Source organism: Stenotrophomonas sp. Ste96 (genome assembly GCF_024519495.1).
GTDB classification, from domain to species: Bacteria; Pseudomonadota; Gammaproteobacteria; order Xanthomonadales; family Xanthomonadaceae; genus Stenotrophomonas; species Stenotrophomonas bentonitica_A.
Map to the genome: position 1 here is coordinate 1,316,609 of NZ_JALJRX010000001.1, position 22,179 is coordinate 1,338,787.

15 protein-coding genes and 1 riboswitch are annotated in these 22,179 nt (G+C 66.6%); of the genes, 10 read left to right on the top strand and 5 right to left on the bottom strand.

Annotated elements, in window-relative coordinates; translation table 11 throughout:
* Positions 1-118: 118 nt before the first annotated feature.
* Both OC373_RS06005 and thiC read right to left on the bottom strand, forming a co-directional pair.
* On the bottom strand, positions 119-796 hold the full coding sequence (locus OC373_RS06005) for an ion channel (protein ID WP_019183815.1): 678 nt from the start codon (positions 794-796) through the stop codon (positions 119-121).
* A 97-nt stretch (positions 797-893) separates the two neighbouring features.
* Positions 894-2,771 (bottom strand): phosphomethylpyrimidine synthase ThiC, encoded by a 1,878-nt coding sequence (gene thiC / locus OC373_RS06010; RefSeq protein WP_261997262.1) that lies wholly within the window; start codon positions 2,769-2,771, stop codon positions 894-896.
* A 113-nt stretch (positions 2,772-2,884) separates the two neighbouring features.
* A riboswitch (TPP riboswitch) is annotated at positions 2,885-2,986 on the bottom strand.
* 287 nt (positions 2,987-3,273) lie between these two features.
* Here thiC and OC373_RS06015 point away from each other — a divergent pair.
* Positions 3,274-4,842, top strand: a complete 1,569-nt coding sequence (locus OC373_RS06015; RefSeq protein WP_019183813.1) for a BCCT family transporter — start codon at positions 3,274-3,276, stop codon at positions 4,840-4,842.
* 212 nt (positions 4,843-5,054) lie between these two features.
* Here OC373_RS06015 and ggt read toward each other — a convergent pair whose 3' ends face one another.
* Positions 5,055-6,773, bottom strand: a complete 1,719-nt coding sequence (ggt, locus tag OC373_RS06020) for a gamma-glutamyltransferase (RefSeq protein ID WP_261997263.1) — start codon at positions 6,771-6,773, stop codon at positions 5,055-5,057.
* A 658-nt stretch (positions 6,774-7,431) separates the two neighbouring features.
* Here ggt and ilvC point away from each other — a divergent pair.
* From ilvC to gdhA, 9 genes are all read left to right on the top strand, one after another.
* Positions 7,432-8,406 (top strand): ketol-acid reductoisomerase, encoded by a 975-nt coding sequence (ilvC, locus tag OC373_RS06025; RefSeq protein ID WP_261997264.1) that lies wholly within the window; start codon positions 7,432-7,434, stop codon positions 8,404-8,406.
* 39 nt (positions 8,407-8,445) lie between these two features.
* Entirely contained in the window at positions 8,446-10,179 is a 1,734-nt protein-coding gene (gene ilvG / locus OC373_RS06030) for an acetolactate synthase 2 catalytic subunit (protein ID WP_046273524.1), read from the top strand.
* Positions 10,163-10,417, top strand: coding sequence for an ACT domain-containing protein (locus OC373_RS06035; protein ID WP_019183810.1), 255 nt, complete (start codon positions 10,163-10,165; stop codon positions 10,415-10,417). The genes ilvG and OC373_RS06035 overlap by 17 nt, the downstream gene beginning before the upstream one ends.
* A gap of 114 nt (positions 10,418-10,531) precedes the next feature.
* Positions 10,532-11,629, top strand: coding sequence for a threonine dehydratase (locus OC373_RS06040; RefSeq protein ID WP_070427460.1), 1,098 nt, complete (start codon positions 10,532-10,534; stop codon positions 11,627-11,629).
* Between the two features lie 2 nt (positions 11,630-11,631).
* A complete protein-coding gene (locus tag OC373_RS06045; protein WP_037553334.1) occupies positions 11,632-13,179 on the top strand; it encodes a 2-isopropylmalate synthase in 1,548 nt (515 codons plus the stop codon).
* Between the two features lie 40 nt (positions 13,180-13,219).
* Positions 13,220-14,641 carry a 3-isopropylmalate dehydratase large subunit gene (leuC, locus tag OC373_RS06050; protein WP_026069872.1) on the top strand — a complete coding sequence of 474 codons (1,422 nt, stop codon included), beginning with the start codon at positions 13,220-13,222 and terminating at the stop codon, positions 14,639-14,641.
* Complete coding sequence (gene leuD, locus OC373_RS06055; RefSeq protein WP_019183806.1) at positions 14,641-15,219, top strand: 3-isopropylmalate dehydratase small subunit; 579 nt, start codon at positions 14,641-14,643, stop codon at positions 15,217-15,219. Before leuC ends, leuD begins: the two co-directional genes overlap by 1 nt.
* Positions 15,209-16,270, top strand: coding sequence for a 3-isopropylmalate dehydrogenase (gene leuB, locus OC373_RS06060; RefSeq protein WP_070425867.1), 1,062 nt, complete (start codon positions 15,209-15,211; stop codon positions 16,268-16,270). Before leuD ends, leuB begins: the two co-directional genes overlap by 11 nt.
* Positions 16,271-16,380: 110 nt before the next feature.
* A complete protein-coding gene (gene gdhA, locus OC373_RS06065) occupies positions 16,381-17,724 on the top strand; it encodes an NADP-specific glutamate dehydrogenase (RefSeq protein ID WP_070425868.1) in 1,344 nt (447 codons plus the stop codon).
* 11 nt (positions 17,725-17,735) lie between these two features.
* On the opposite strand, the gene OC373_RS06070 is transcribed toward gdhA, so the two are convergent.
* Both OC373_RS06070 and OC373_RS06075 read right to left on the bottom strand, forming a co-directional pair.
* Entirely contained in the window at positions 17,736-18,812 is a 1,077-nt protein-coding gene (locus OC373_RS06070) for a hypothetical protein (RefSeq protein ID WP_156785694.1), read from the bottom strand.
* Positions 18,813-19,014: 202 nt separating this feature from the next.
* Complete coding sequence (locus OC373_RS06075; protein ID WP_070425870.1) at positions 19,015-22,179, bottom strand: efflux RND transporter permease subunit; 3,165 nt, start codon at positions 22,177-22,179, stop codon at positions 19,015-19,017.

A 22,179-nucleotide genomic window follows, 5' to 3' on the forward strand; every position in this document is an offset into this window, starting at 1 on the left:
GCCTATGCCGGTTAACCACGCCTATGCGCGCGGGTGACGACAGGCTCTCTCTCGCCGATGAATTCACATAAATCGCCTCACCATTCGCGCCTTCTGGCGCGAATTTTTTATCCTGGATTCAGTTTCGTGCACGCGCCAACATGGTCAGCCCGACGAGCCGCGAGACCACCAGGGCGACGTACATCACGCCTGAAAACTGCTCCAGCATTACCAATGCACGCGCTTGGGAATGGATCGGCACGACGTCGCTCAACCCCACCCCGGACAACAAGCTGAAGCTGAGATAAAGCAGCTCCATCCAGGTCCTCAATTCGCTCTCGCTGGTCGCCACGAAACTGCCCGGGTACCACTGCTGGCAGACCGCGAACGCGAAGGCGAAGGCCCAGGCCAAAAGCGTGAACGTGGCGCCCGCAGCGAACAGTTCGTCACGGGTCACCTTGTGGTCCTGCAGCATGTAGGCGATCAGGCTGCCGGCCGTATAGAAATACAGCAGGCATTCGAGCAGCTGTGCGGTGGTCACCAGTGCCGGGCGCTCCAGCAGGGCGCCTGCAATGGAGAAGACCACCGAGGGAATCGCCAGCACCAGCGCCACCCACATTCCAAGCGGACTGCGCCGCACCACCCACAGCGCCAGGCCGAGCACGGCGATGCCGAACGCGCCGAACAGCGCGCGGCTGGCGCCGGCCTCGTCCATCGCGGGGTAAAGCAGCACGCCCAGCAGCTGCACGGCCAACAACCAGGCCGAGGGATGCCGGCGCGCGATGGCCAGCCATTTGGTGCTGCGTGCTATCGCCATTGTGGTCCCCCACCCCTGCCTGGTCGCGCCGAGCTTAGCCGGAATCGTGCGCGCGCCGGATGATGGCCGGGACGGCGTGCCCGCCCCGGCCTATACGTTACTCCTGGCGATACACCTCTGCGCCCAGATCGCGAAACTGTGCGGACTTTTCGGCCATGCCGGCCTCCAGCGCCGTGCGCTCATCCAGGCCCTGCCCCGCTGCATAGTCACGCACGTCCTGGGTGATTTTCATCGAGCAGAAGTGCGGGCCGCACATCGAGCAGAAGTGGGCCAGCTTGTGCGCGTCCTTGGGCAGCGTTTCGTCGTGGAACTCCTTGGCTTTCTCCGGATCCAGCCCGAGATGGAACTGGTCTTCCCAGCGGAATTCGAAGCGTGCCTTGCTCAGCGCGTTGTCACGCACCTGCGCGCCGGGATGGCCCTTGGCCAGGTCCGAGGCGTGCGCGGCAATGCGGTAGGCCATGATGCCGTCGCGCACGTCCTGGCGGTTGGGCAGCCCCAGGTGCTCTTTAGGCGTGACGTAACAGAGCATCGCCGTGCCGTACCAGCCGATCATGGCCGCGCCGATCGCACTGGTGATGTGGTCGTAGCCCGGGGCGATATCGGTGGTCAGCGGGCCGAGTGTGTAGAACGGCGCCTCACCGCACTCACGCAGCTGCTTGTCCATGTTTTCCTTGATCAGCTGCATCGGCACGTGGCCGGGGCCTTCGATCATGGTCTGCACATCGTGCTTCCAGGCGATCTTGGTCAACTCACCCAGCGTTTCCAGCTCACCGAACTGCGCCGCGTCGTTGGCGTCGGCGATGCACCCCGGGCGCAGGCCGTCGCCAAGCGAGAAGGTCACGTCGTAGGCCTTCATGATCTCGCAGATGTCTTCGAAGTGGGTGTACAGGAAGTTTTCCTTGTGGTGTGCCAGGCACCACTTGGCCATGATCGAGCCGCCCCGCGAGACGATCCCGGTCACGCGCCCGGCGGTCAACGGCACATAGCGCAGCAGCACACCGGCATGGATGGTGAAGTAGTCCACGCCCTGCTCGGCCTGCTCGATCAGCGTGTCGCGGAAGATGTCCCAGGTCAGTTCCTCCGCGCGGCCATCGACCTTTTCCAGTGCCTGGTAGATCGGCACGGTGCCAATGGCCACCGGCGAGTTGCGCAGGATCCATTCGCGGGTCTCGTGGATGTGCTTGCCGGTGGACAGGTCCATCACGGTGTCACCGCCCCAGCGGATCGCCCAGACCAGCTTTTCCACTTCCTCGGCGATGCCCGAGGAAACCGCGCTGTTGCCGATGTTGGCGTTGATCTTGGTGAGGAAGTTGCGGCCGATGATCATCGGCTCGCTTTCCGGATGGTTGATGTTGTTGGGCAGCACCGCACGGCCGCGGGCGATTTCATCGCGGACGAATTCCGGCGTGATGCGCGCCGGGATGGATGCGCCGAAGGCTTCGCCGGGATGCTGCCTGAGCAGCGCGGCATCGACAATGGCCTCGATGCGCTGGTTCTCTCGGATGGCGACGAATTCCATTTCCGGGGTGATGATGCCGCGGCGTGCGTAGTGCATCTGGGTGACGTTGGCACCGGACCGCGCGCGCCGTGGCTGCAGCCGCGACGGGAAGCGCACCGCATCCAGGCGCGCATCGGTTTCGCGGGAGCGGCCAAATGCCGAGCTCAGGCCATCGAGCACATCAGTATCGCCCCGCTCGGCCACCCAGCCGGCACGCAAGGGCGGCAGCCCCACGGAGAGGTCGATCCGCGCATTCGGATCGGTATACGGGCCAGACGTGTCATACACGGTGACCGGCGCGTTCTCTTCCCCACCAAACAGGGTCGGCGTGCGGGTCAGCACGATCTCGCGCATCGGCACCTGCAGGTCGCTGCGTGAACCCGGCACATGGATCTTGCGTGAGCCGGGAATCGGGCGCGTGACCGATTCGGACAATTGCTGGGCCTGCTGCTGCAGGGAGGAAAGCGCTGCGTTCATGACGTCGTCCTGGATCGGGTTCCGCCCGGGAATGGGCGGAACGGACGAAGCGGCGGCGCACGGCAGACGCAACACGGGCGGTCTTCGGGCGGGGCAGCCCTACGGCGCAGTGCATCAGCAATTGCGAAGCTTCCCTACGCCGGTATCAACCGGATCAGGTTCGAAGGGACTGTCTCAACCTTGGCCACTGGGCCGCGGTACCCCCGCTTCGGGGCGAATTAGAGCACAAAGCGAAGACCGTCAGCGCGCTGGGGCGGACCAACCAAGCTGCTTGGCCCTGGGTGTGAACAAGGCGCCGACATCTGATGCACTACGATGCTGCAGCGCGGTATGCGGTGCGATCAGGGGTAGCGTCCCGATCACGCGCGCATTGCGCATTGTTCGACGCCATTGACGTCCGTACTGACCGGCCTCGACCGGCTTGATCCGCCCCAGTCGTTGCCGCCGTGCCGCTGGAGATTGCAAGCCTCGGCTCGCCCCTACTGATCGGAGACACGCCTGCATGGTGTTCCGCATTTCCATCGCACTGGTCGCACTGCTGGTGCTGATCGCCGGCCTCGCGCCGGGCCCCTTCAACGAGGTCGTCCAGAGCGGCCTGTCCACCATCATCCGCAGTACCGGCTGGCTGTACCTGCTGGTGGTGTTCATCACCCTGTCGTTCCTGATGTACCTGGCCTTCGGCCGCTTCGGTTCGCTGCGCATCGGCGGCGAAGACGCCGAACCCGACTTCTCCAACGCGAGCTGGATGTCGATGCTGTTCGCGGCCGGCATGGGTATCGGCCTGGTGTTCTGGGGCGCGGCCGAGCCGATCTCGCATTTCGTGAAGCCACCGGAAGGGTTGGCCCCGCAAAGCATGGAGGCGGCGCGCGCATCGATGCGCTATGCGTTCTTCCATTGGGGCCTGCATCCCTGGGCGATCTACGCCCTGATCGGCCTGGCGATGGCGTGGTTCCAGTTCAACCGCAACGGCCGCGGGCTGATCAGTGATCTGCTGCAGCCGATCATCGGTGCGCACCACCGGGGCTGGATGGGCACTGTCGTCAACGTCGCTGCGGTGGTCGCCACGGCGATCGGTGTGGCAACGACGCTGGGCTTCGGCACGATCCAGATCGCCGCCGGTCTCGAGCGCGTGTTCGGCATCCAGGCCTCGGTGCCGGTGCAGCTGACCATCATCGCGGTGGCGTTCGTGCTGTACATGGCCTCCACCACCAGCGGCGTCAACCGTGGCATCAAGTGGCTCTCCAACTTCAACCTGGGTCTGGCGGCGGTACTGCTGGCGCTGGTGATGGTGCTGGGGCCCACCGGTTTCATCTTCGATACGTTCACTACCACGATCGGCTCCTACCTCAACTCGCTGGTCACCATGAGCCTGCGCATGTCGCCGTTCTCGGGCAGCACCTGGGTGGCGGACTGGACGATCTTCTACTGGGCCTGGTGGATCGCGTGGGCGCCGTTCGTGGGCTCGTTCATCGCCCGCGTCTCGCGTGGGCGCAGCATCCGCGAGTTCGTGCTGGGCGTGGTGATCGCACCGAGCGTGCTGGGCTTCCTGTGGTTCTCGGTATTCGGCGGCACCGCGCTGTGGTCGCAGATCTTCGGCCACGTGGACCTGGCGCAGGCGCTGGGCAATGGCTACGAGACGGTGCTGTTCACGATGTTCGACAGCCTGCCGATGCCGATGGTGTTGTCGGCGATCGCGCTGGTGCTGTTGATGATCTTCTTCGTGACCTCGGCTGATTCGGCGGTGCTGGTGCTGGCGACGATGTCGACCGAGGAATCCGGTGATCCGCCGCTGGCACGCCGGATGGTGTGGGGCGTGGCGATTGCGTTGATCGCGGGCGTGCTGCTGTTGGCCGGCGGCCTCAATGCGCTGCAGGGGATGATCACGATCGCGGCGCTGCCGTTTGCGTTGTTGATGTTGGCGGTGATGTGGTCGTTGTACCGGGTGCTGGACATGGAGCATGCGCTGCAGCGGCGCCGTGCGCAGCGTGCGCGGCGGTTGATGGATGAGTGGATCGAGCGGGAAATCGCGGCGCAGGAAGAAACGCGCGATGAGGCAGCTCGGGCGCCTTGAGCTGAACGCTTGAAGCATCCCGCCTTCCGGGCTATCGGTGGGCGGGGCGGGTGGGTTGCAGTGAGAGGAGCCACGCATGGCGTGGCTCTACCGCTTCGGCCATGTGCGCATTTGCCATGCGCACGCCCCCCCCGAAGCCCCGAAGCGTCCTGCTCTACGCTCTGCTCTGCGCTAGTGCCGACCAACGGTCGGCACTACGGAGTGCGAGAAAATCAGTAACCCGCCGCCTGCCCATCCTTGCGGCTTTCCGACGCCCCGTAATACACCCCGGTCTCCGGATCACGCAGGATCGCCTGATACCCGCCATACGGGCCATCCGCAAAAACAACACGGTGGCCCTTGCGCATCAGCGCCCGCACCGTCTCATACGGGAAGCCCGTTTCCAGATTCACTTCGCCGCCATCGCTCATCGCCGTCGCCTGGCCGGTCGGCTCGGTCGAGCCCTCGTGCTGGATGCGCGGCGCATCGCCGGCCTCCTGCAGATTCATCCCGAAGTCGACCATGTTCATCACGATCTGCGCATGGCCCTGCGGCTGCATCGCACCGCCCATCACCCCGAAGCTCATCCACGGCTTGCCATCCTTGGTGACGAACCCTGGAATGATCGTCTGGAACGGACGCTTGCCCGGTGCATACCCGTTCGGGTGATCCTTGCGCAGCACGAACATCTCGCCACGGTCCTGCAGGATGAAGCCCAGGCCCGGAGGCGCCATGCCGCTGCCCATGCCGCGGTAGTTGGACTGGATCAGCGAGACCATCATGCCGTCGGCATCGGCCACGGTCATGTAGATCGTGTCGCCTTCCTGCAGCTGCTTGGGCGTGCCCGGCTGCACTTCGCTCAGCGCCTTGTCCATCGAGATCAGCTTGCGGCGCTCGGCGGCGTAACCCTTGGAAATCAGCCGGTCGACCGGGGCCGGATGGAACGCCGGGTCGGTGTAGAAGCGCGCGCGGTCGGCGAAGGCCAGCTTCTTGGCCTCCACGAACAGGTGCACGTGTTCGGGTGAGCCAAAGGGAATCCTGGAGAAGTCGTAGCCTTCGAGCACATTGAGGATCTGCAGCGCCGCGATGCCCTGGCTGTTCGGGGGCAGTTCCCACACGTCATAGCCACGGTAGTTGCTGCTGACCGGCTCCACCCACTCGCCATGGTGGCTGGCCATGTCGTCATAGCTCAGGTAGCCGCCGTTGGCCTTGAAGTAGGTGCCGATGGTGCGGGCGATGTCGCCCTTGTAGAAGGCATCGCGCCCGCCTTGGGCGATCTGCTCAAAGGTGTGGGCCAGGTTCGGGTTCTTCCACATCTCGCCCTTGCGCGGGGCATGGCCGTTGATCGTGAACTGCTCGGTGAAGCCAGGATACTTGGACAGTCGCGGCACCGAGCGGTCCCAGTAGTAGGCGATGACCTCGGCGACCGGGTGGCCTTCGCGGGCGTAGCGGATCGCCGGGGCCAGGTTGTCGGCCATCGGCTTGCGGCCGAAACGGTCATGCAGGGCGAACCAGCCGTCCACCGCGCCGGGCACCGAGACCGGCAGCGGCCCGGTGGCGGGGATTTCCTTCAGGCCGCGGCGCTGGAACTCGGCCAGGGTCAGCGACTTCGGCGAGCGGCCCGAGCCGTTGTAGCCATACAGCTTCTCGGTTTTGGGGTCCCAGACGATCGCGAACAGGTCGCCACCCACGCCATTGCCGGTCGGCTCCATCAGGCCGAGGGCAGCATTGGCGGCGATCGCGGCATCCACGGCCGAGCCACCGGACTTCATCACGTCCAGGGCGATCTGCGTGGCCAGGGGCTGGGAGGTGGCGGCCATCGCGTGCGGGGCGATCACCTCCGAGCGGGTGGCAAAGGTATGGCCGGTGATCCGGTCTGCGGCGATCGCCGCGGCGGGCAGCGTGGACAGCAGGGCGGCGGCGAGCAGGCCGCGGGCGAGGCGTGGGGACACGGGGGAATTCCTGAAGGGTGGTAGCGACATCGATGGTGGCGGCAGATGCCCTGTGATGACATCCCACAATGGTCATGTACCGGGGTGGAAATCGGCCCCGGATCCGCGCAATCGACAGCGCCAAAATACTGAATTCCGGTTCACCGGAACGCTTTCAGCCGCAACCATCCTTGTCTGGCGGGGCATTGCGGTGGATGCAGACGAAACCGATGGAAATTGTCCTGCCAGGGTTGACACCGCCAAAACCCGTGTGGTTTTCTCGATCTCATGTTGCAGCGCACAGCCACCCGCGAATCCATCCAGCACGCCGACCCCGGCGCGGCCGCGATCCATTCGCTTCTCGTCCTCGTACTTATTACCCAACCAACAGGTGCGGGACGGACCGGCGTGTAAGCAAGACTGCCAGGTATCCATCAAAACCCGCACCCGACCAGGTGCGGGTTTTTTCGTTTCAGAACCCTTTGTTTTCCATCCTCCCCTCCGAGTTGCCTTCCACCATGACCCGCCAGCCCGCCCCGAGCCAGCCGACGCCCACCGCCCCCACGGCGGGTGCGTTCGCGTGTGGTCGCGGCCAGGCCGGTGCCACCCCTTCCCCTGATGGGCCGACGCGTCGCTGACCGTCGGCCCTCTTTTTTCTTGCCTCCAAAGGACCTCCCCCATGAGCACCAACGACCTGCCCCAGATCAAGATCGCTGTTGTCGGCTACGGCAGCCAGGGCCGCGCGCACGCGCTGAATCTGCGTGAATCCGGTTTCGATGTCGTCGTCGGGCTGCGCCCGGGCGGTCCGACCGAGGTCAAGGCACAGGCCGACGGCTTCACCGTCAAAGCCCCGTCCGAAGCGGTGAAGGATGCCGATCTGGTCGCGGTGCTGACCCCGGACATGGTGCAGAAAAAGCTCTACGAAGACGTGCTCGCACCGAACATGAAACAGGGCGCGGTGCTGCTGTTCGCGCACGGCCTGAACGTGCATTTCGACATGATCAAACCGCGCGAGGATCTGGACGTGGTGCTGGTCGCGCCGAAGGGCCCGGGCGCACTGGTGCGTCGCGAGTATGAAATCGGCCGCGGCGTGCCGTGCATCTGGGCGGTCTACCAGGACAAGAGCGGCAAGGCCGCCGAGTTCGCGCTGGCTTACGCCGGTGGTCTGGGCGGCGCGCGCGCCAACCTGATCCAGACCACCTTCAAGGAAGAGACCGAGACCGATCTGTTCGGCGAACAGGCCGTGCTGTGCGGCGGTGCTTCGGCACTGGTCCAGGCCGGGTTCGAAACCCTGGTCGAAGCCGGCTATCAGCCGGAAATCGCCTATTACGAAGTACTGCACGAATTGAAGCTGATCGTGGATCTGTTCTACGAAGGTGGCATCACCCGCATGCTGGAATTCATCTCCGAGACCGCGCAGTACGGCGACTACGTCAGCGGCCCGCGCGTCATCGATGCCGGTACCAAGGCGCGCATGAAGGACGTGCTGACCGACATCCAGAACGGCACCTTCACCAAGAACTGGGTGGCCGAGTACGAAGCGGGCCTGCCGAACTACAACAAGTTCAAGCAGGCCGACCTGGAGCACCCGATCGAGAAGGTAGGCAAGGAACTGCGCGCCAAGATGGTCTGGTTGCAAAGTCAAGCCGCGTAAACGCGCGGCTCCCCCACCCGCTTTCGTAAAGGTCACCGCATGAACACCTCCGCACACAGCACCGCGCCCCGCAACGGCGCACGCTGGTTGACGCAGGCCCTGGAAGCCGAGGGCGTGCATACGCTGTTCGGCTATCCGGGCGGCACCATCATGCCGTTCTACGACGCCCTGGTGGATTCCGGGCTGAAGCACATCCTGGTCCGCCACGAACAGGGCGCCGCCCTGGCTGCCAACGGCTTCGCCCGCGCCAGTGGCCGGGTCGGCGTCTGCGTCGCCACCTCCGGCCCGGGCGCCTCCAACCTGGTCACCGGCATCGCCGATGCGATGCTGGATTCGGTGCCGATGGTCTGCATCACCGGCCAGGTCGCCACCCCGCTGCTGGGCACCGACGCGTTCCAGGAACTGGACGTGTTCGGGCTGACCCTGCCGATCGTCAAGCACAGCTGGCTGGTGCGCTCGGTCGATGACCTGCCGCAGGTGGTCGCCGATGCGTTCCGGATCGCCCGCGAGGGTCGCCCGGGTCCGGTGCTGATCGATCTGCCCAAGGACGTGCAGGTCGCCGATGCGTCGCATCTGCCCGACCACGTCCCCTCCACCGTGGTGGCACCGCCTGCGCCGCAGGACGAGGCCATCGCGCACGCCATCGCCGCCATCGCCGAGGCCGAGAAGCCGGTGATCTATGCCGGTGGTGGCGTGGCGCTGGGCGATGCGGTGGAGGACTTCCGTGCCTTCGTCGAGGCAACGGCGATCCCGACCGTGCTGACCCTGCGCGGGCTGGGTGCGCTGCCGCCGCAGCATCCTCACTACCTGGGCATGCTGGGCATGCACGGTACCCGCGCGGCCAACATGGCGGTGCAGGAAAGCGATCTGCTGGTGGTGGTCGGCGCCCGTTTCGATGACCGCGCCACCGGCAAGTTGAACGAGTTCGCTCCGTTTGCGCGCGTCGTGCATATCGATGCCGACGCGTACGAGATCTCCAAGCTGCGCACCGCCGACATCGCGGTGCCGGGCAACGTGGGTACGGCGCTGCGCGCGCTGACCGCCGCGGCCACCGCCCCGGCCACGCAGGAGGCCTGGGCGAAGCGCTGCCAGGGCCATCGTGAACGCTTCGCGCCGCGCTACGACGCACCGGGCAAGCACATCTATGCACCGGCGCTGCTGAAGCGCCTGAGCGAACTGGCCCCGAGCGACGCGATCATCGCCTGCGATGTCGGCCAGCATCAGATGTGGGTCGCCCAGCACTGCCGCTTCAACCACCCACGCAACCACCTGACCAGCGGCGCGCTGGGCACCATGGGCTTCGGCCTGCCGGCAGCGATGGGCGCGCAGTTCGCCTGCCCCGACCGCACCGTGGTGCTGGTCTCCGGCGATGGCAGTTTCATGATGAACGTGCAGGAGCTGGTCACCATCGCCCGCTGCCGCCTACCGGTGAAGATCGTGCTGCTGGACAACAGCTCGCTGGGCATGGTCCGCCAGTGGCAGGAGCTGTTCTTCGCCGAGCGCTACAGCGAGATCGATCTGTCCGACAACCCGGACTTCGCTGCGCTGGCGCAGGTGTTCGGTATTCCGGCCACGCGCATCGAAGCGCGTGACGATGTCGAGGGTGGCCTGGCCGCGATGCTGGCCCAGCCCGGCCCGGCGCTGCTGCATGTGGCCATCGATGCCCGTGCCAACGTGTGGCCGCTGGTGCCGCCCAACAACGCCAACAGCACGATGCTGGAAAGCAACCCCGCCCATCAGTCCCAGGAGTTCCCCAATGCAATACCGGCTTGACCTGGTGCTGACCCCGGCCGAAGGCGCGCTGCTGCGCGTGATCGGCATGGCCGAACGCCGCGGCTTCGCACCGCGCGCGATCGCCGGCGCGCCCAATGCCGCCGACGATGGCCGCTGGCACCTGCAGCTGGTGGTGGACAGCACCCGTCCACCGGAAACGCTGCGCCGCCAGATCGAGAAGATCTACGACTGTGTTTCGGTGCGCATCAGCGCACTGGAACCCGGAGTATCCGCATGAACGCCCGCACCGCTGCATCGGTGCCGGTACGGAGGTGCCTTCTCGGTCGTGCGCCGCACCGTGCGCCGTCGCAGCGCGTACCGCATGGCGACGATCACCGTGGCCGGGTGCACGATGCCGGCTAGCCGCGCCCCGCAGGAACCGGATGTAGGCGACGTAAGCGTCGCCGACGTGCTGGCCGCGCAGGCGCGGCTGCGCCGCTTCCTGCCGCCCACGCCGCTGCATTACGCCGAACGTTTCGGCGTGTGGCTGAAGCTGGAGAACCTGCAGCGCACCGGGTCGTACAAGGTGCGCGGCGCCCTGAACGCACTGCTGGCCGGGCGTGAACGCGGCGATGACCGCCCGGTCATCTGCGCCTCGGCCGGCAACCACGCCCAGGGCGTGGCCTGGGCCGCCTACCGTCTGAACATCCCCGCGATCACCGTGATGCCCCACGGTGCGCCCGCCACCAAGATTGCCGGTGTCGCCCACTGGGGCGCCACGGTCCGCCAGCACGGCGAGAGCTACGACGAGGCCTATGCCTTCGCCCGCGCCCTGGCCGACCAGCACGGCTACCGGTTCCTGTCCGCCTTCGACGATCCCGATGTGATCGCCGGCCAGGGCACCCTGGGCATCGAACTGGCCCCGCATGCGCCCGACGTGGTGATCGTGCCGATCGGCGGCGGTGGCCTGGCCTCGGGCGTCGCGCTGGCGCTGAAATCGCAGGGCGTACGCATCGTCGGCGCGCAGGTCGAGGGCGTCGATTCGATGGCCCGTGCGATCCGCGGCGACGTGCGTGAGATCGCCCCGGTCGCCACCCTGGCCGACGGCGTCAAGGTGAAGATCCCCGGTTTCCTGACCCGCAGGCTGTGCAGCGCGTTGCTGGATGATGTCGTCATCGTCCGCGAAGCCGAGTTGCGCGAAACCCTGGTGCGGCTGGCGCTGGAAGAACACGTCATCGCCGAAGGCGCCGGCGCGCTGGCGCTGGCGGCCGGCCGCCGCGTGGCCGGCAAGCGCAAGTGCGCGGTGGTCTCCGGCGGCAACATCGATGCGCTGGTCCTGGCCCAGCTGCTGGCCGACATCCGTCCCCGCCCCCCGCGCAAACCGCGCCGCCGCGCCAGCGAGCGAACACGCCCGCCCCTACCAACCGTGCTCGCGACACCCCCGATTTCCGTTTCGATTCCTACCTCTGCCATCCCATCCGACATTGCCGTCGAGGAGACCTCCTGGTGACCATGCCCAACTCCCCCCGAATCAGAATTTTCGACACCACCCTGCGCGACGGCGAACAATCGCCCGGCTGCAGCATGAGCCCGCAGCAGAAGCTGGTGATGGCCCGCGCGCTGGACGAGCTGGGCGTGGATGTCATGGAAACCGGCTTCCCGGCCAGTTCCCAGTCCGACCGCGAAGCGATGGCGATGATCGCCCGTGAGGTCCGTCGCCCGACCCTGGCCGTGCTGTCGCGCTGCCTGGCCGCCGATATCGAAACCTCGGCCAAGGCGCTGGAAGCCGCCGCGAACCCGCGCCTGCATGTGTTCCTGTCGACCAGCCCGCTGCATCGCGAGCACAAGCTGCGCATGAGCCGCGAGCAGGTGCTGGAGTCGGTGCACAAGCACGTCAGCCTGGCCCGCAGCTACGTGGGCGATGTGGAGTTCTCCGCTGAAGATGCCACGCGCACCGAGGAAGATTTCCTGATCGAGGTTGCCCGCGTGGCCGTGGCCGCCGGCGCCACCACCATCAACCTGCCCGACACCGTGGGGTTCACCACGCCCGAAGAGATCCGCGGCATGTTCCAGCGGGTGATCGCCGGCGTGCCCGACAGCGACCGGATCATCTTCAGCGCGCACTGCCACAACGATCTGGGCCTGGCCGTGGCCAACTCGCTGGCCGCCATCGAAGGTGGCGCACGCCAGGTCGAGTGCACGATCAACGGCATCGGGGAGCGCGCGGGCAACTGCTCGCTGGAAGAGATCGCGATGGTGCTGAAGGTACGCAACGCCTTCTACGACGAAGACACGCGCATCAACACCCAGCGCATCGTGGCCACCTCGCAGCTGCTGCAGCGCCTGGTCGGCATGCCGGTCCAGCGCAACAAGGCGATCGTCGGCGCCAACGCCTTCGCGCACGAGTCGGGCATCCACCAGCACGGCATGCTGCGCCACCGCGGCACCTACGAAATCATGCGACCGGAAGACGTGGGCTGGGAGTCCTCGCAGATGGTGCTGGGCCGCCACAGTGGCCGCGCCGCGGTCGACCAGCGCCTGCGTGCGTTGGGCTTCTGGCTGGAAGAAGAAGAGCTGAAGCTGGTCTTCGAGCAGTTCAAGGCGCTGTGCGAGCAGCAGCGCGTGGTCACCGATGCCGACCTGCAGACCCTGATGCAGGGCAGTGCCACCCAGAACGGCTACCGCCTGGCGTCGATGACGATCAGCGACGTCGGCAGCCGCGCCAATGCGCTGGTGGAGCTGTCCGATCCTGAAGGCAACCGGGTTGCCGAGACCGCCCAGGGCGATGGCCCGGTGGATGCGTTGTTCGGCGCGCTGTCGGCCGCCACCGGCGTGCAGTTGATGCTGGACAGCTACCACGTGCACAGTGTGGGCATCGGCGCCGATGCGCGCGGCGAAGCCAACCTGAGCGTGCGCCACGAAGGCGTGGAGTACGAAGGCACCGGCACCAGCCGCGACATCATCGAAGCCTCCGCATTGGCGTGGCTGGAGGTGGCCAACCGTCTGCTGCGCCAGCGCAGCGCGACGACCGAGCAGCCCACGGCCACCGCCGCGGCCTGAGCACCCCATGACGTACCCCGAACCGCAGCAAGGCCAGTCCATGACCCCAGCTCCCCGCACCCTGTACGACAAACTGTGGGACGCCCACGTCGTCGTGCCCGAAACCGACAGCGCCCCCGCCGTGCTGTACATCGACCTGCACCTGATCCACGAAGTGACCTCGCCGCAGGCCTTCACCGAACTGCGCGAGCGCGGCCTCTCCCCGCGCCGGCCGGACCGGACCAAGGCGACGATGGACCACTCCACCCCCACCCTGCCGGCCGCTGCCGACGGCAAGCTGCCGTATGCCAGCGCCGCCTCCGAAGCCCAGGTGGCGATGCTGGCCGACAACTGCGCCACGCACGGCATCGAGCTGTTCGACCTGCAATCGGCCAGCCGCGGCATCGTGCACGTGATCGCCCCCGAGCAGGGCTTTACCCAGCCGGGGATGACCATCGTCTGCGGTGACAGCCACACCTCCACCCACGGCGCGTTCGGCGCGCTGGCCTTCGGCATCGGCACCAGCGAGGTCGGCCACGTGCTGGCCACCCAGTGCCTGCTGCAGCGCAAGGCCAAAACGATGGCGATCACCGTGGATGGCACGCTGGCGCAGGGCGTCGGCGCCAAGGACGTGGTGCTGCATATCATCGGTGTGATCGGCGTCAACGGTGGCACCGGCCATGTGCTGGAGTTCCGTGGCAGCGCGATCGAAGCGATGGACATGGAGCAGCGCATGACCTTGTGCAACATGTCCATCGAAGCCGGGGCACGTGCCGGCATGGTCGCCCCCGACCAGGTCACCTTCGACTGGGTGGCCGCCACCCCGCGTGGCCCCAAGGGCACCGACTTCGATGCCGCGGTCAGCGCGTGGTCGCAGCTGCGCAGCGATCCCGGTGCGCGCTTCGACGTGGAGGTCCACATCGACGCCGCCGACATCCGGCCGACCCTGACCTGGGGCACCCACCCCGGCACCGCCATCGCCGTGGACCAGCCGATTCCGGCGGCCAACGATGCGGCCGACCAGAAGGGGCTGGATTACATGCACTTCCACGCCGGGCAGACGCTGGCCGGCACCCCGGTGGATGTGGTCTTCGTCGGCTCCTGCACCAACGGCCGGCTGAGCGACATGCGCGAAGTGGCGCAGGTACTCCAGGGCCGCCGCGTCGCCCCGAGCGTGCGCATGCTGGTGGTGCCGGGCTCGGAAATCGTCAAGCGCCAGGCCGAAGCCGAAGGCATCGATGTGGTGGTGCGCGCTGCCGGTGCCGAATGGCGCGAGCCCGGCTGTTCGATGTGCATCGCCATGAACGGCGACCTGGTTGCCCCGGGGCAGCTGGCGGTCAGCACCAGCAACCGCAACTTCGAAGGCCGCCAGGGCCCCGGCTCGCGCACCCTGCTGGCCTCGCCGATGACGGCCGCCTGGGCGGCGGTGAACGGCCGCGTTGCCGACCCACGTGAACTGTATGCCACGCTGGAGGTGGCCTGATGAGCGGCTTCCGTACCCTGACCTCGACCAGCGTGGTGCTGCGCGAGACCAACATCGATACCGACCAGATCATCCCCGCGCGCTTCCTGTCCACCACCGAGCGTGTCGGCCTGGGCAAGCATGCGTTCAATGATTGGCGCTGGCAGAGCGAAGGCGTGCCGAACCCGGCGTTCGCCTTCAACCAGCCGCACAACGCCGGCCGCAGCATCCTGCTGGCCGGCCGCAACTTCGGCTGCGGCTCTTCGCGCGAGCATGCGCCGTGGGCGCTGACCGACCTGGGCCTGCGTGCCATCGTCAGCAGCGAGATCGCCGATATCTTCCGCGGCAATTCGCTGAAGAACGGCCTGCTGCCGATCGTGCTGGACGAAGCCGACGTGCAGACGCTGATGCAGCGGCCGGATGACGCACTGACCATCGACGTGGCCGCACGCGAACTGCGCACGCCCGATGGGCGTGTGTATACCTTCCCGCTGGACGGCTTCTCGCAGACCTGCCTGCTGGAAGGCGTGGACCAATTGGGGTATCTGTTGGGCCGTACCCCTGATATCGAACGTTACGAGAGTGAACATGCACGCTGAGATTGTCGTATTGCCGGGTGACGGCATCGGTCCGGAAGTCGCCACCGCCGCCGTGGCGGTGCTGGAGGCCGTCGCCACCCGTTTCGGGCACACCTTCGGGTTCCAGGAGCACGACATCGGTGGTATCGCCATCGATCGCCACGGCGAACCACTGCCGGCCAGCACGCTGGAGGCCTGCCGGAAGGCGGACGCCATCCTGCTCGGTGCGGTGGGCGGGCCGAAGTGGTCCGATCCCAACGCCAAGGTGCGCCCGGAACAGGGCCTGCTGGCGATCCGCAAGGCACTGGGGCTGTATGCCAACCTGCGCCCGGTGCGCACGCATGCCGCCGCGCTCGGCGCTTCGCCGATCAAGGCCGAACTGCTGGAGGGCGTGGACTTCGTCGTCGTGCGCGAACTGACCGGCGGCATCTACTTCGGTGAGAAGACCCGCACCGCCGACACCGCCAGCGACCTGTGCAGTTACAGCGTGGGCGAGATCGAGCGCGTCATGCGCACCGCGTTCCGGCTCGCGCAGACCCGCCGCGGCAAGGTCACCTCGGTGGACAAGGCCAACGTCCTGGAGACCTCGCGCCTGTGGCGCGACGTCGCGGCACGGATCGGCCGCGAGGAATTCCCGGAGATCGCCTTGGAGCACCAGCTGGTCGATTCGATGGCCATGCATCTGCTGGCCAAGCCACGCGAGTACGACGTGATCGTGACCGAGAACATGTTCGGCGACATCCTCACCGACGAAGCCTCGATGCTGGCCGGCTCGCTCGGCCTGCTGCCCTCGGCCTCGCTGGGCGAGCCCGGCGCGGTCGGCATCTACGAGCCGATCCACGGCTCGGCGCCGGACATCGCCGGCAAAGGCATCGCCAATCCCTACGCCACGATCTTCAGCGCTGCGATGCTGCTGCGGCATTCACTGGGGCTGGACGAAGAGGCTGCTACGGTCGAGGCAGCGGTGTACGCCGTGCTCGATGACGGCGTGTTCACCGCCGACCTCGCCGCCAAGGGTTTCGCGGTGAGTACTGCCGCCGCAACCGACGCGGTCCTTGCCAAGCTGCAATGATCGCAACGAGCGCGGCCTGAGGGCCGCGTTCGTGTTTCTACATCCCGCACGGCCTCCCTGTCCCGTCGGCCACGTCGCAGTCAGCGGCCGGCCCCCAACAAGGAAAGCCCTTGAACCATCGTTCCTCTGACGACTTTCTCAACCACGTGGCCCAGCGTGATCCGCACCAGCCGGAATTCCTGCAGGCCGTCAAAGAAGTGATCCAGAGCCTGTGGCCGTTCCTGCAGCGCCACCCCCGCTACCTGGAACAGGGCCTGCTGGAGCGGCTGGTGGAGCCGGAGCGGGTGATCCAGTTCCGCGTTGCCTGGGCCGATGATGCCGGCAAGACCCATGTCAACCGTGGCTGGCGCGTGCAGCACAGCTCGGCGATCGGCCCGTTCAAGGGCGGCATGCGCTTTCATCCCTCGGTGAACCAGTCGATCCTGAAGTTCCTGGCGTTCGAGCAGACACTGAAGAACGCGCTGACCACCCTGCCGATGGGCGGTGGCAAGGGCGGTTCGGATTTCAATCCCAAGGGCCGCAGCGACAGCGAGGTGATGCGCTTCTGCCAGGCGCTGATGCTGGAACTGCATCGCCACCTGGGGGCAGACACCGATGTACCGGCTGGCGATATCGGCGTGGGCGCCCGCGAGGTCGGGTACATGGCCGGCATGATGAAGAAGCTCACCAACAATGCCGCCTGCGTGTTCACCGGCAAAGGCCTCTCCTATGGTGGCAGCCTGATGCGCCCGGAAGCGACGGGCTTCGGCACGGTCTACTTCGTCGAGCAGATGCTGCACCATGCGCGGCGCGATACCGATGGCGCGAAAGTGCTGATTTCCGGCGCTGGCAACGTGGCCCAGCATGCGGCGATCAAAGCCATCGAACTCGGCGCGAAAGTCCTCACGCTTTCCGATTCCGGCGGCACGCTGTACGCCCGGGAGGGCTTCGACGAAGCGGGCCTGCAGGAGGTGATGGAACTGCGCAACGAACGTCGCGGCTGCCTGTCGGAACTGGCCGACGACACACGCTTCGAGTACCTGGACGGCAAGCGCCCCTGGCACATCCCGGCTGAGATCGCCCTGCCCTGCGCCACCCAGAACGAACTGGACGAGAACGACGCCCGCGCCTTGGTGGACAACGATGTGCTGTGCGTGGCTGAAGGCGCCAACATGCCGTCGACACTGGAGGCCATGGAGGTCTTCCTCAAGGCAGGCACCCTGTATGCGCCGGGCAAGGCCAGCAACGCCGGCGGCGTGGCCACCTCGGGGCTGGAAATGAGCCAGAACGCGCAGCGCCTGTCGTGGCACCACGCCGATGTCGATGAGCGCCTGCACGGCATCATGAAGGATATCCACGCCAACTGCGTGCGCCATGGCAAGCGGGCCGATGGCAGCGTGAACTACGTGGATGGCGCCAATATCGCCGGCTTCGTCAAAGTGGCCGATGCGATGCTGGCGCAGGGCGTTTACTGATCCTGCCGGCTCTACCGGCGCGGGGCGACGAGGGTGCCATCCATCCTGTCGCCCGGCCACCAGCCGAACTCGCTGACGCGCTCTTCGTAGCCACACCCCACCAGGGTTGCGCCGTCTTCTTCGTCCAGTACCCACAGACGGCGTTGCTCTTCCCAACCATCCGGCGCGACCCGTACCGGCATATCCTTCAGATAGACCGGCTCGCCAAAATCGTTCTCCGCTGACGATAGACCCCAACGCCGCGCCAACTCAGCGGCGGGCACATCCTCTACGGCGCCAAATGCAATCGAATCCACGAGCCGCAGGCTGCGCACGGTCACATCGCGCAGCGGCAACGGGCGCGGCAGTATCCATTGGAAGCGCTCCGCATCGGATTCATCTCCCCACGTCGCGAACGGTGGGCTGGGCGGTCCATTCATCAACAAAGAGGTCGCCAGCGTCACCGAAGCCCGCCGGTCGGCCTTGCACTCCAGTATGTTTCCCACCAGCGGCATCACGTCCGTGCCGGCGGGATACGTCATGGGTGCCACGTCGCCCGCTCGCTCCTGCTGCTGCCGGCGGCTGTCGATGACCTCTGCGCACGCCACCCGCAGATCGCCCGGGCGCTGCGGATCCACATCCACCTCGATCACACGCTGCCGGATCCATCCGTCGCCGTCATTGCGCACCGCCACGGGGGTGAGCCACCTACCCTGGCGCTGCGGATAGTGGTGCGGCGTCAGGGCAGCGGTACCAGTGAGGTTGCCGATCGGGGTGTCGGCCAGGATGGCGTGGATGCCATCGCCGCCAACCGCGATCAGGTCCGTAGGCGTGCCAAGCACCGTGACCGCGGCGGGGAGGCGAAAGCGTTGGGCTGCACCGGGAAGATCCTCCGCACGCGTGCCAGCGCGCTGCAGCAGCTCGGCGGCGAGCGCCGCCTCGGTATACGTCGTAGGTTGGCAGGACACCAGGGCGGTTACGGCGGCCATCGCGCGCGCATCGGCCGGAAGTGCGACGGGCGCCAACGCCGCTTCGCTGGCAGCCGCTGACGCTACAAGCGAGCCCAGCAACGTCGAACCCATCAGCAGCATGGGGTGCAGAAACTTCATGGAGAACCTGTGGCAGTTGGGCAGACAACTGCCTACGCTGACCACTGCGCGCACAGGAGGCAATGCAACTTCTACGAAAATTGCGCGTGATGCACCACTGCGGGGAAACAACTGCCCCCGGCCAGGCAACCGCCCAGATGCCCCGTCGCGGCACCGGTGGCGCCGACCAGCGGTCGGCCCCACCCATTGGCATGGCCGCAGGTCAGCCAGCGCCCGCCTCATCCGGCTTCACCCGGAACCACGCCGCATACAGTGCGGGCAGGAATACCAGGGTCAGCACGGTGCCGACGATCAGGCCACCCATGATCGAGATCGCCATCGAACCGTAGAACGCACTGCGCGACAGCGGGATCATCGCCAGCACCGCGGCCAGCGCGGTCAGCACGATCGGGCGGAAGCGACGCACGGTGGCATCGATGATTGCGTGCCAGCGGTCGTGGCCGGCGTCGATGTCCTGCTGGATCTGGTCGATCAGGATCACCGAATTGCGCATGATCATGCCGGCCAGCGCGATCGTGCCCAGCAGGGCCACGAAGCCGAACGGTGCACGGAACAGCAACAGGAACAGGGTCGCGCCGATGATGCCCAGCGGCGCGGTGACCAGCACCATCGCCGCACGCGAGAAGCTGCGCAGCTGCAGCATCAGCAACGTGGCCACCACGATCAGGAACAGCGGCATGCCGGCCTTGATCGAATCCTGGCCACGCGTGGAATCCTCCACGGTGCCGCCGGTTTCAAGCAGGTAACCGGACGGCAGCCCGGCACGGATTTCCTCCAGTGTCGGCAGGATCTGCTGCACCACGTCCAGCGGCTGCTTCGCATCGGCGATGTCGGCGCGCACCGTCACCGTCGGCAGGCGGTTGCGGTGCCAGATGATGCCGTCCTCGAACACGTACTCCAGGCGCGCCACCTGCGACAGCGTCACCGAGGTGCCGCTGCTGGTCGGGATCGCCAGGCTGCCCAGCATGTCCAGCCGCACGCGTTCGTTGTCCGGCCCACGCAGCAGCATTTCGATCAGGCGGTTGCCTTCCCGGTAGGTGCTCACACTCATGCCCGACAACGAGGTGCCCAGCAGCTGGCTCACCTGCGCGCTGCTCACACCCAGTGCGCGTGCCCGGTCCTGGTCGATCACCAGCCGTACCACTTTGCTCGGCTCGCTCCAGTCCAGGTTGACGTTCATCACGTGCGGGTTCGCACGCACCTTGGCTTCCACCTGCCGGGCGATGGCCTGCACCTGCTCGATATGCTCGCCGGAGATGCGCATCTGCACCGGGTAGCCGACCGGCGGGCCGTTTTCCAGGCGGGTCACGCGCATCTGCACGTCCGGGAACTGCGGAATCACGTCCTTGAGCAGCCAGTCGCGGGTCGCCTCACGTGCCTTGGTGTTCTCGGTCAGCACCACGAACTGCGAGAAGTTGGTGGCGGGCAGCTGCTGGTCCAACGGCAGGTAGAAGCGCGGCGAGCCGGTGCCCACGTAAGCGACATAGTTGCTGATGCCCTCGCGGTCCTTGAGCAGTTTTTCCAGCTTGGCCGCCTGGGCCTGGGTCGCCTGCAGCGAGGCCCCCTCGGCCAGTTCGATGTCCACCATCAGTTCCGGGCGGGTCGAATCCGGGAAGAACTGCTGGGGCACGAAGCGGAAGATCAGCAGCGAGAACACGAACAGCGCGGCGGTGGCGGCGATCACCCACCAGCGGTGGCGCAGGCAGACATCGAGGAACCTGCGGAAGCGCACGTAGAACGGACGCTGGTACGGATCGTGGTCGTGCGCATGCACCTTCGGTGCGATCCAGCGCGCGAACGCGGGATGGCGGTCGGCCCACTGCAGGCGACGCGCGTGCCAGCGCCCGGCCAGGCTCTCCGGCCTGGGCGGCTGCGGGTTGAACAGGTCCGGCAACATCTTGTCGCCCAGGTACGGAATGAACAGCACCGCGGCGATCCACGACACCACCAGTGCGATGGTCACCACCTGGAACAACGAGCGGGTGTACTCGCCCGTGCTGGAGGCGGCCGTAGCGATCGGCAGGAAGCCGGCCGCGGTGATCAGCGTGCCGGTCAGCATCGGGAACGCGGTCGACTCCCAGGCGAAGCTGGCCGCGCGCAGGCGGTCGTACCCCTGCTCCATCTTGGTGGCCATCATCTCCACGGCGATGATCGCATCGTCCACCAGCAGGCCCAGCGCCAGCACCAGCGCGCCCAGGGAAATCTTGTGCAGGCCGATGCCGAAGTAATGCATGACGAAGAACGTCATCGCCAGCACCAGCGGAATGGTCACACCCACCACCAGGCCGGTGCGCAGGCCGAGCGAGAAGAAGCTCACCAGCAGCACGATCACCACCGCTTCAGTCAGCACCTGCACGAACTCGCCGACCGACTCTTCCACCGCATGCGGCTGGTCGGAGACCTTGCGCAGCTGCATGCCGGCGGGCAGTGTCTTCTGCAGCCGTTCGAACTCGGCGTCCAGCGTGCTGCCCAGCTTGAGGATGTCGCCGCCGTCTTTCATCGCCACGGCGATGCCGATCGCGTCTTCCCCCATGAAGCGCATCTTCGGCGAGGCCGGATCGGCAAAACCGCGTTTGATCTCGGCGATGTCGCCCAGGTGCACGGTGCGGTCGCCAGCCTGGATCGGGAAGCTGCGGATGTCCTCCACGCTCTGGAACTGGCCGGTAACGCGCAGCTGCACGCGATCGGTCGGGGTTTCAAAGAAGCTGGTGGCGGCAATCGCGTTCTGGTCGGCCAAGGCCTGCTGCACCTGCTGCAGCGATACGCCCAGCGTGGCCAGCTTGGTGTTGGACAGCTCGATCCAGACCTTTTCGTCCTGCAGGCCTTCCAGCTCGATCTTGCCCACATCGGGCACGCGCTGCAGTTCCAGCTGGATGCGGTCGGCGTAGTCGCGCATCACGGCGTAGTCGAAGCCCTGCCCGGTCAACGCGTAGATGTTGCCGAAGGTGTCGCCGAATTCGTCGTTGAAGAACGGCCCGACGATCTCGCGCGGCAGGGTCGGCTTGATGTCGCCCACGCGCTTGCGCACCTGGTACCACAGGTCGGGAATCGCCTTGGAGCGCAGGCTGTCGCGCGCCACGAAGATCACCTGCGACTCGCCCGGGCGCGAGTAGGAGCGGATGAACTCGTACTGCCCGGTGTTCAGCAGGGCTTTCTCGATCGGCTCGGTGACCTGGCGGGAGACCTGTTCGGCGGTCGCGCCGGGCCAGTTCGTGCGCACCACCATCACCTTGAAGGTGAACGGGGGATCTTCGGACTGGCCCAGGTGCTTGTACGACCACGCGCCGATGATCGCGAAGGCCAGCATCGCAAACAGCACCAGGGGCCGGTTGCCCAGCGCCCATTCGGAAAGATTGAAGCGGCGCAC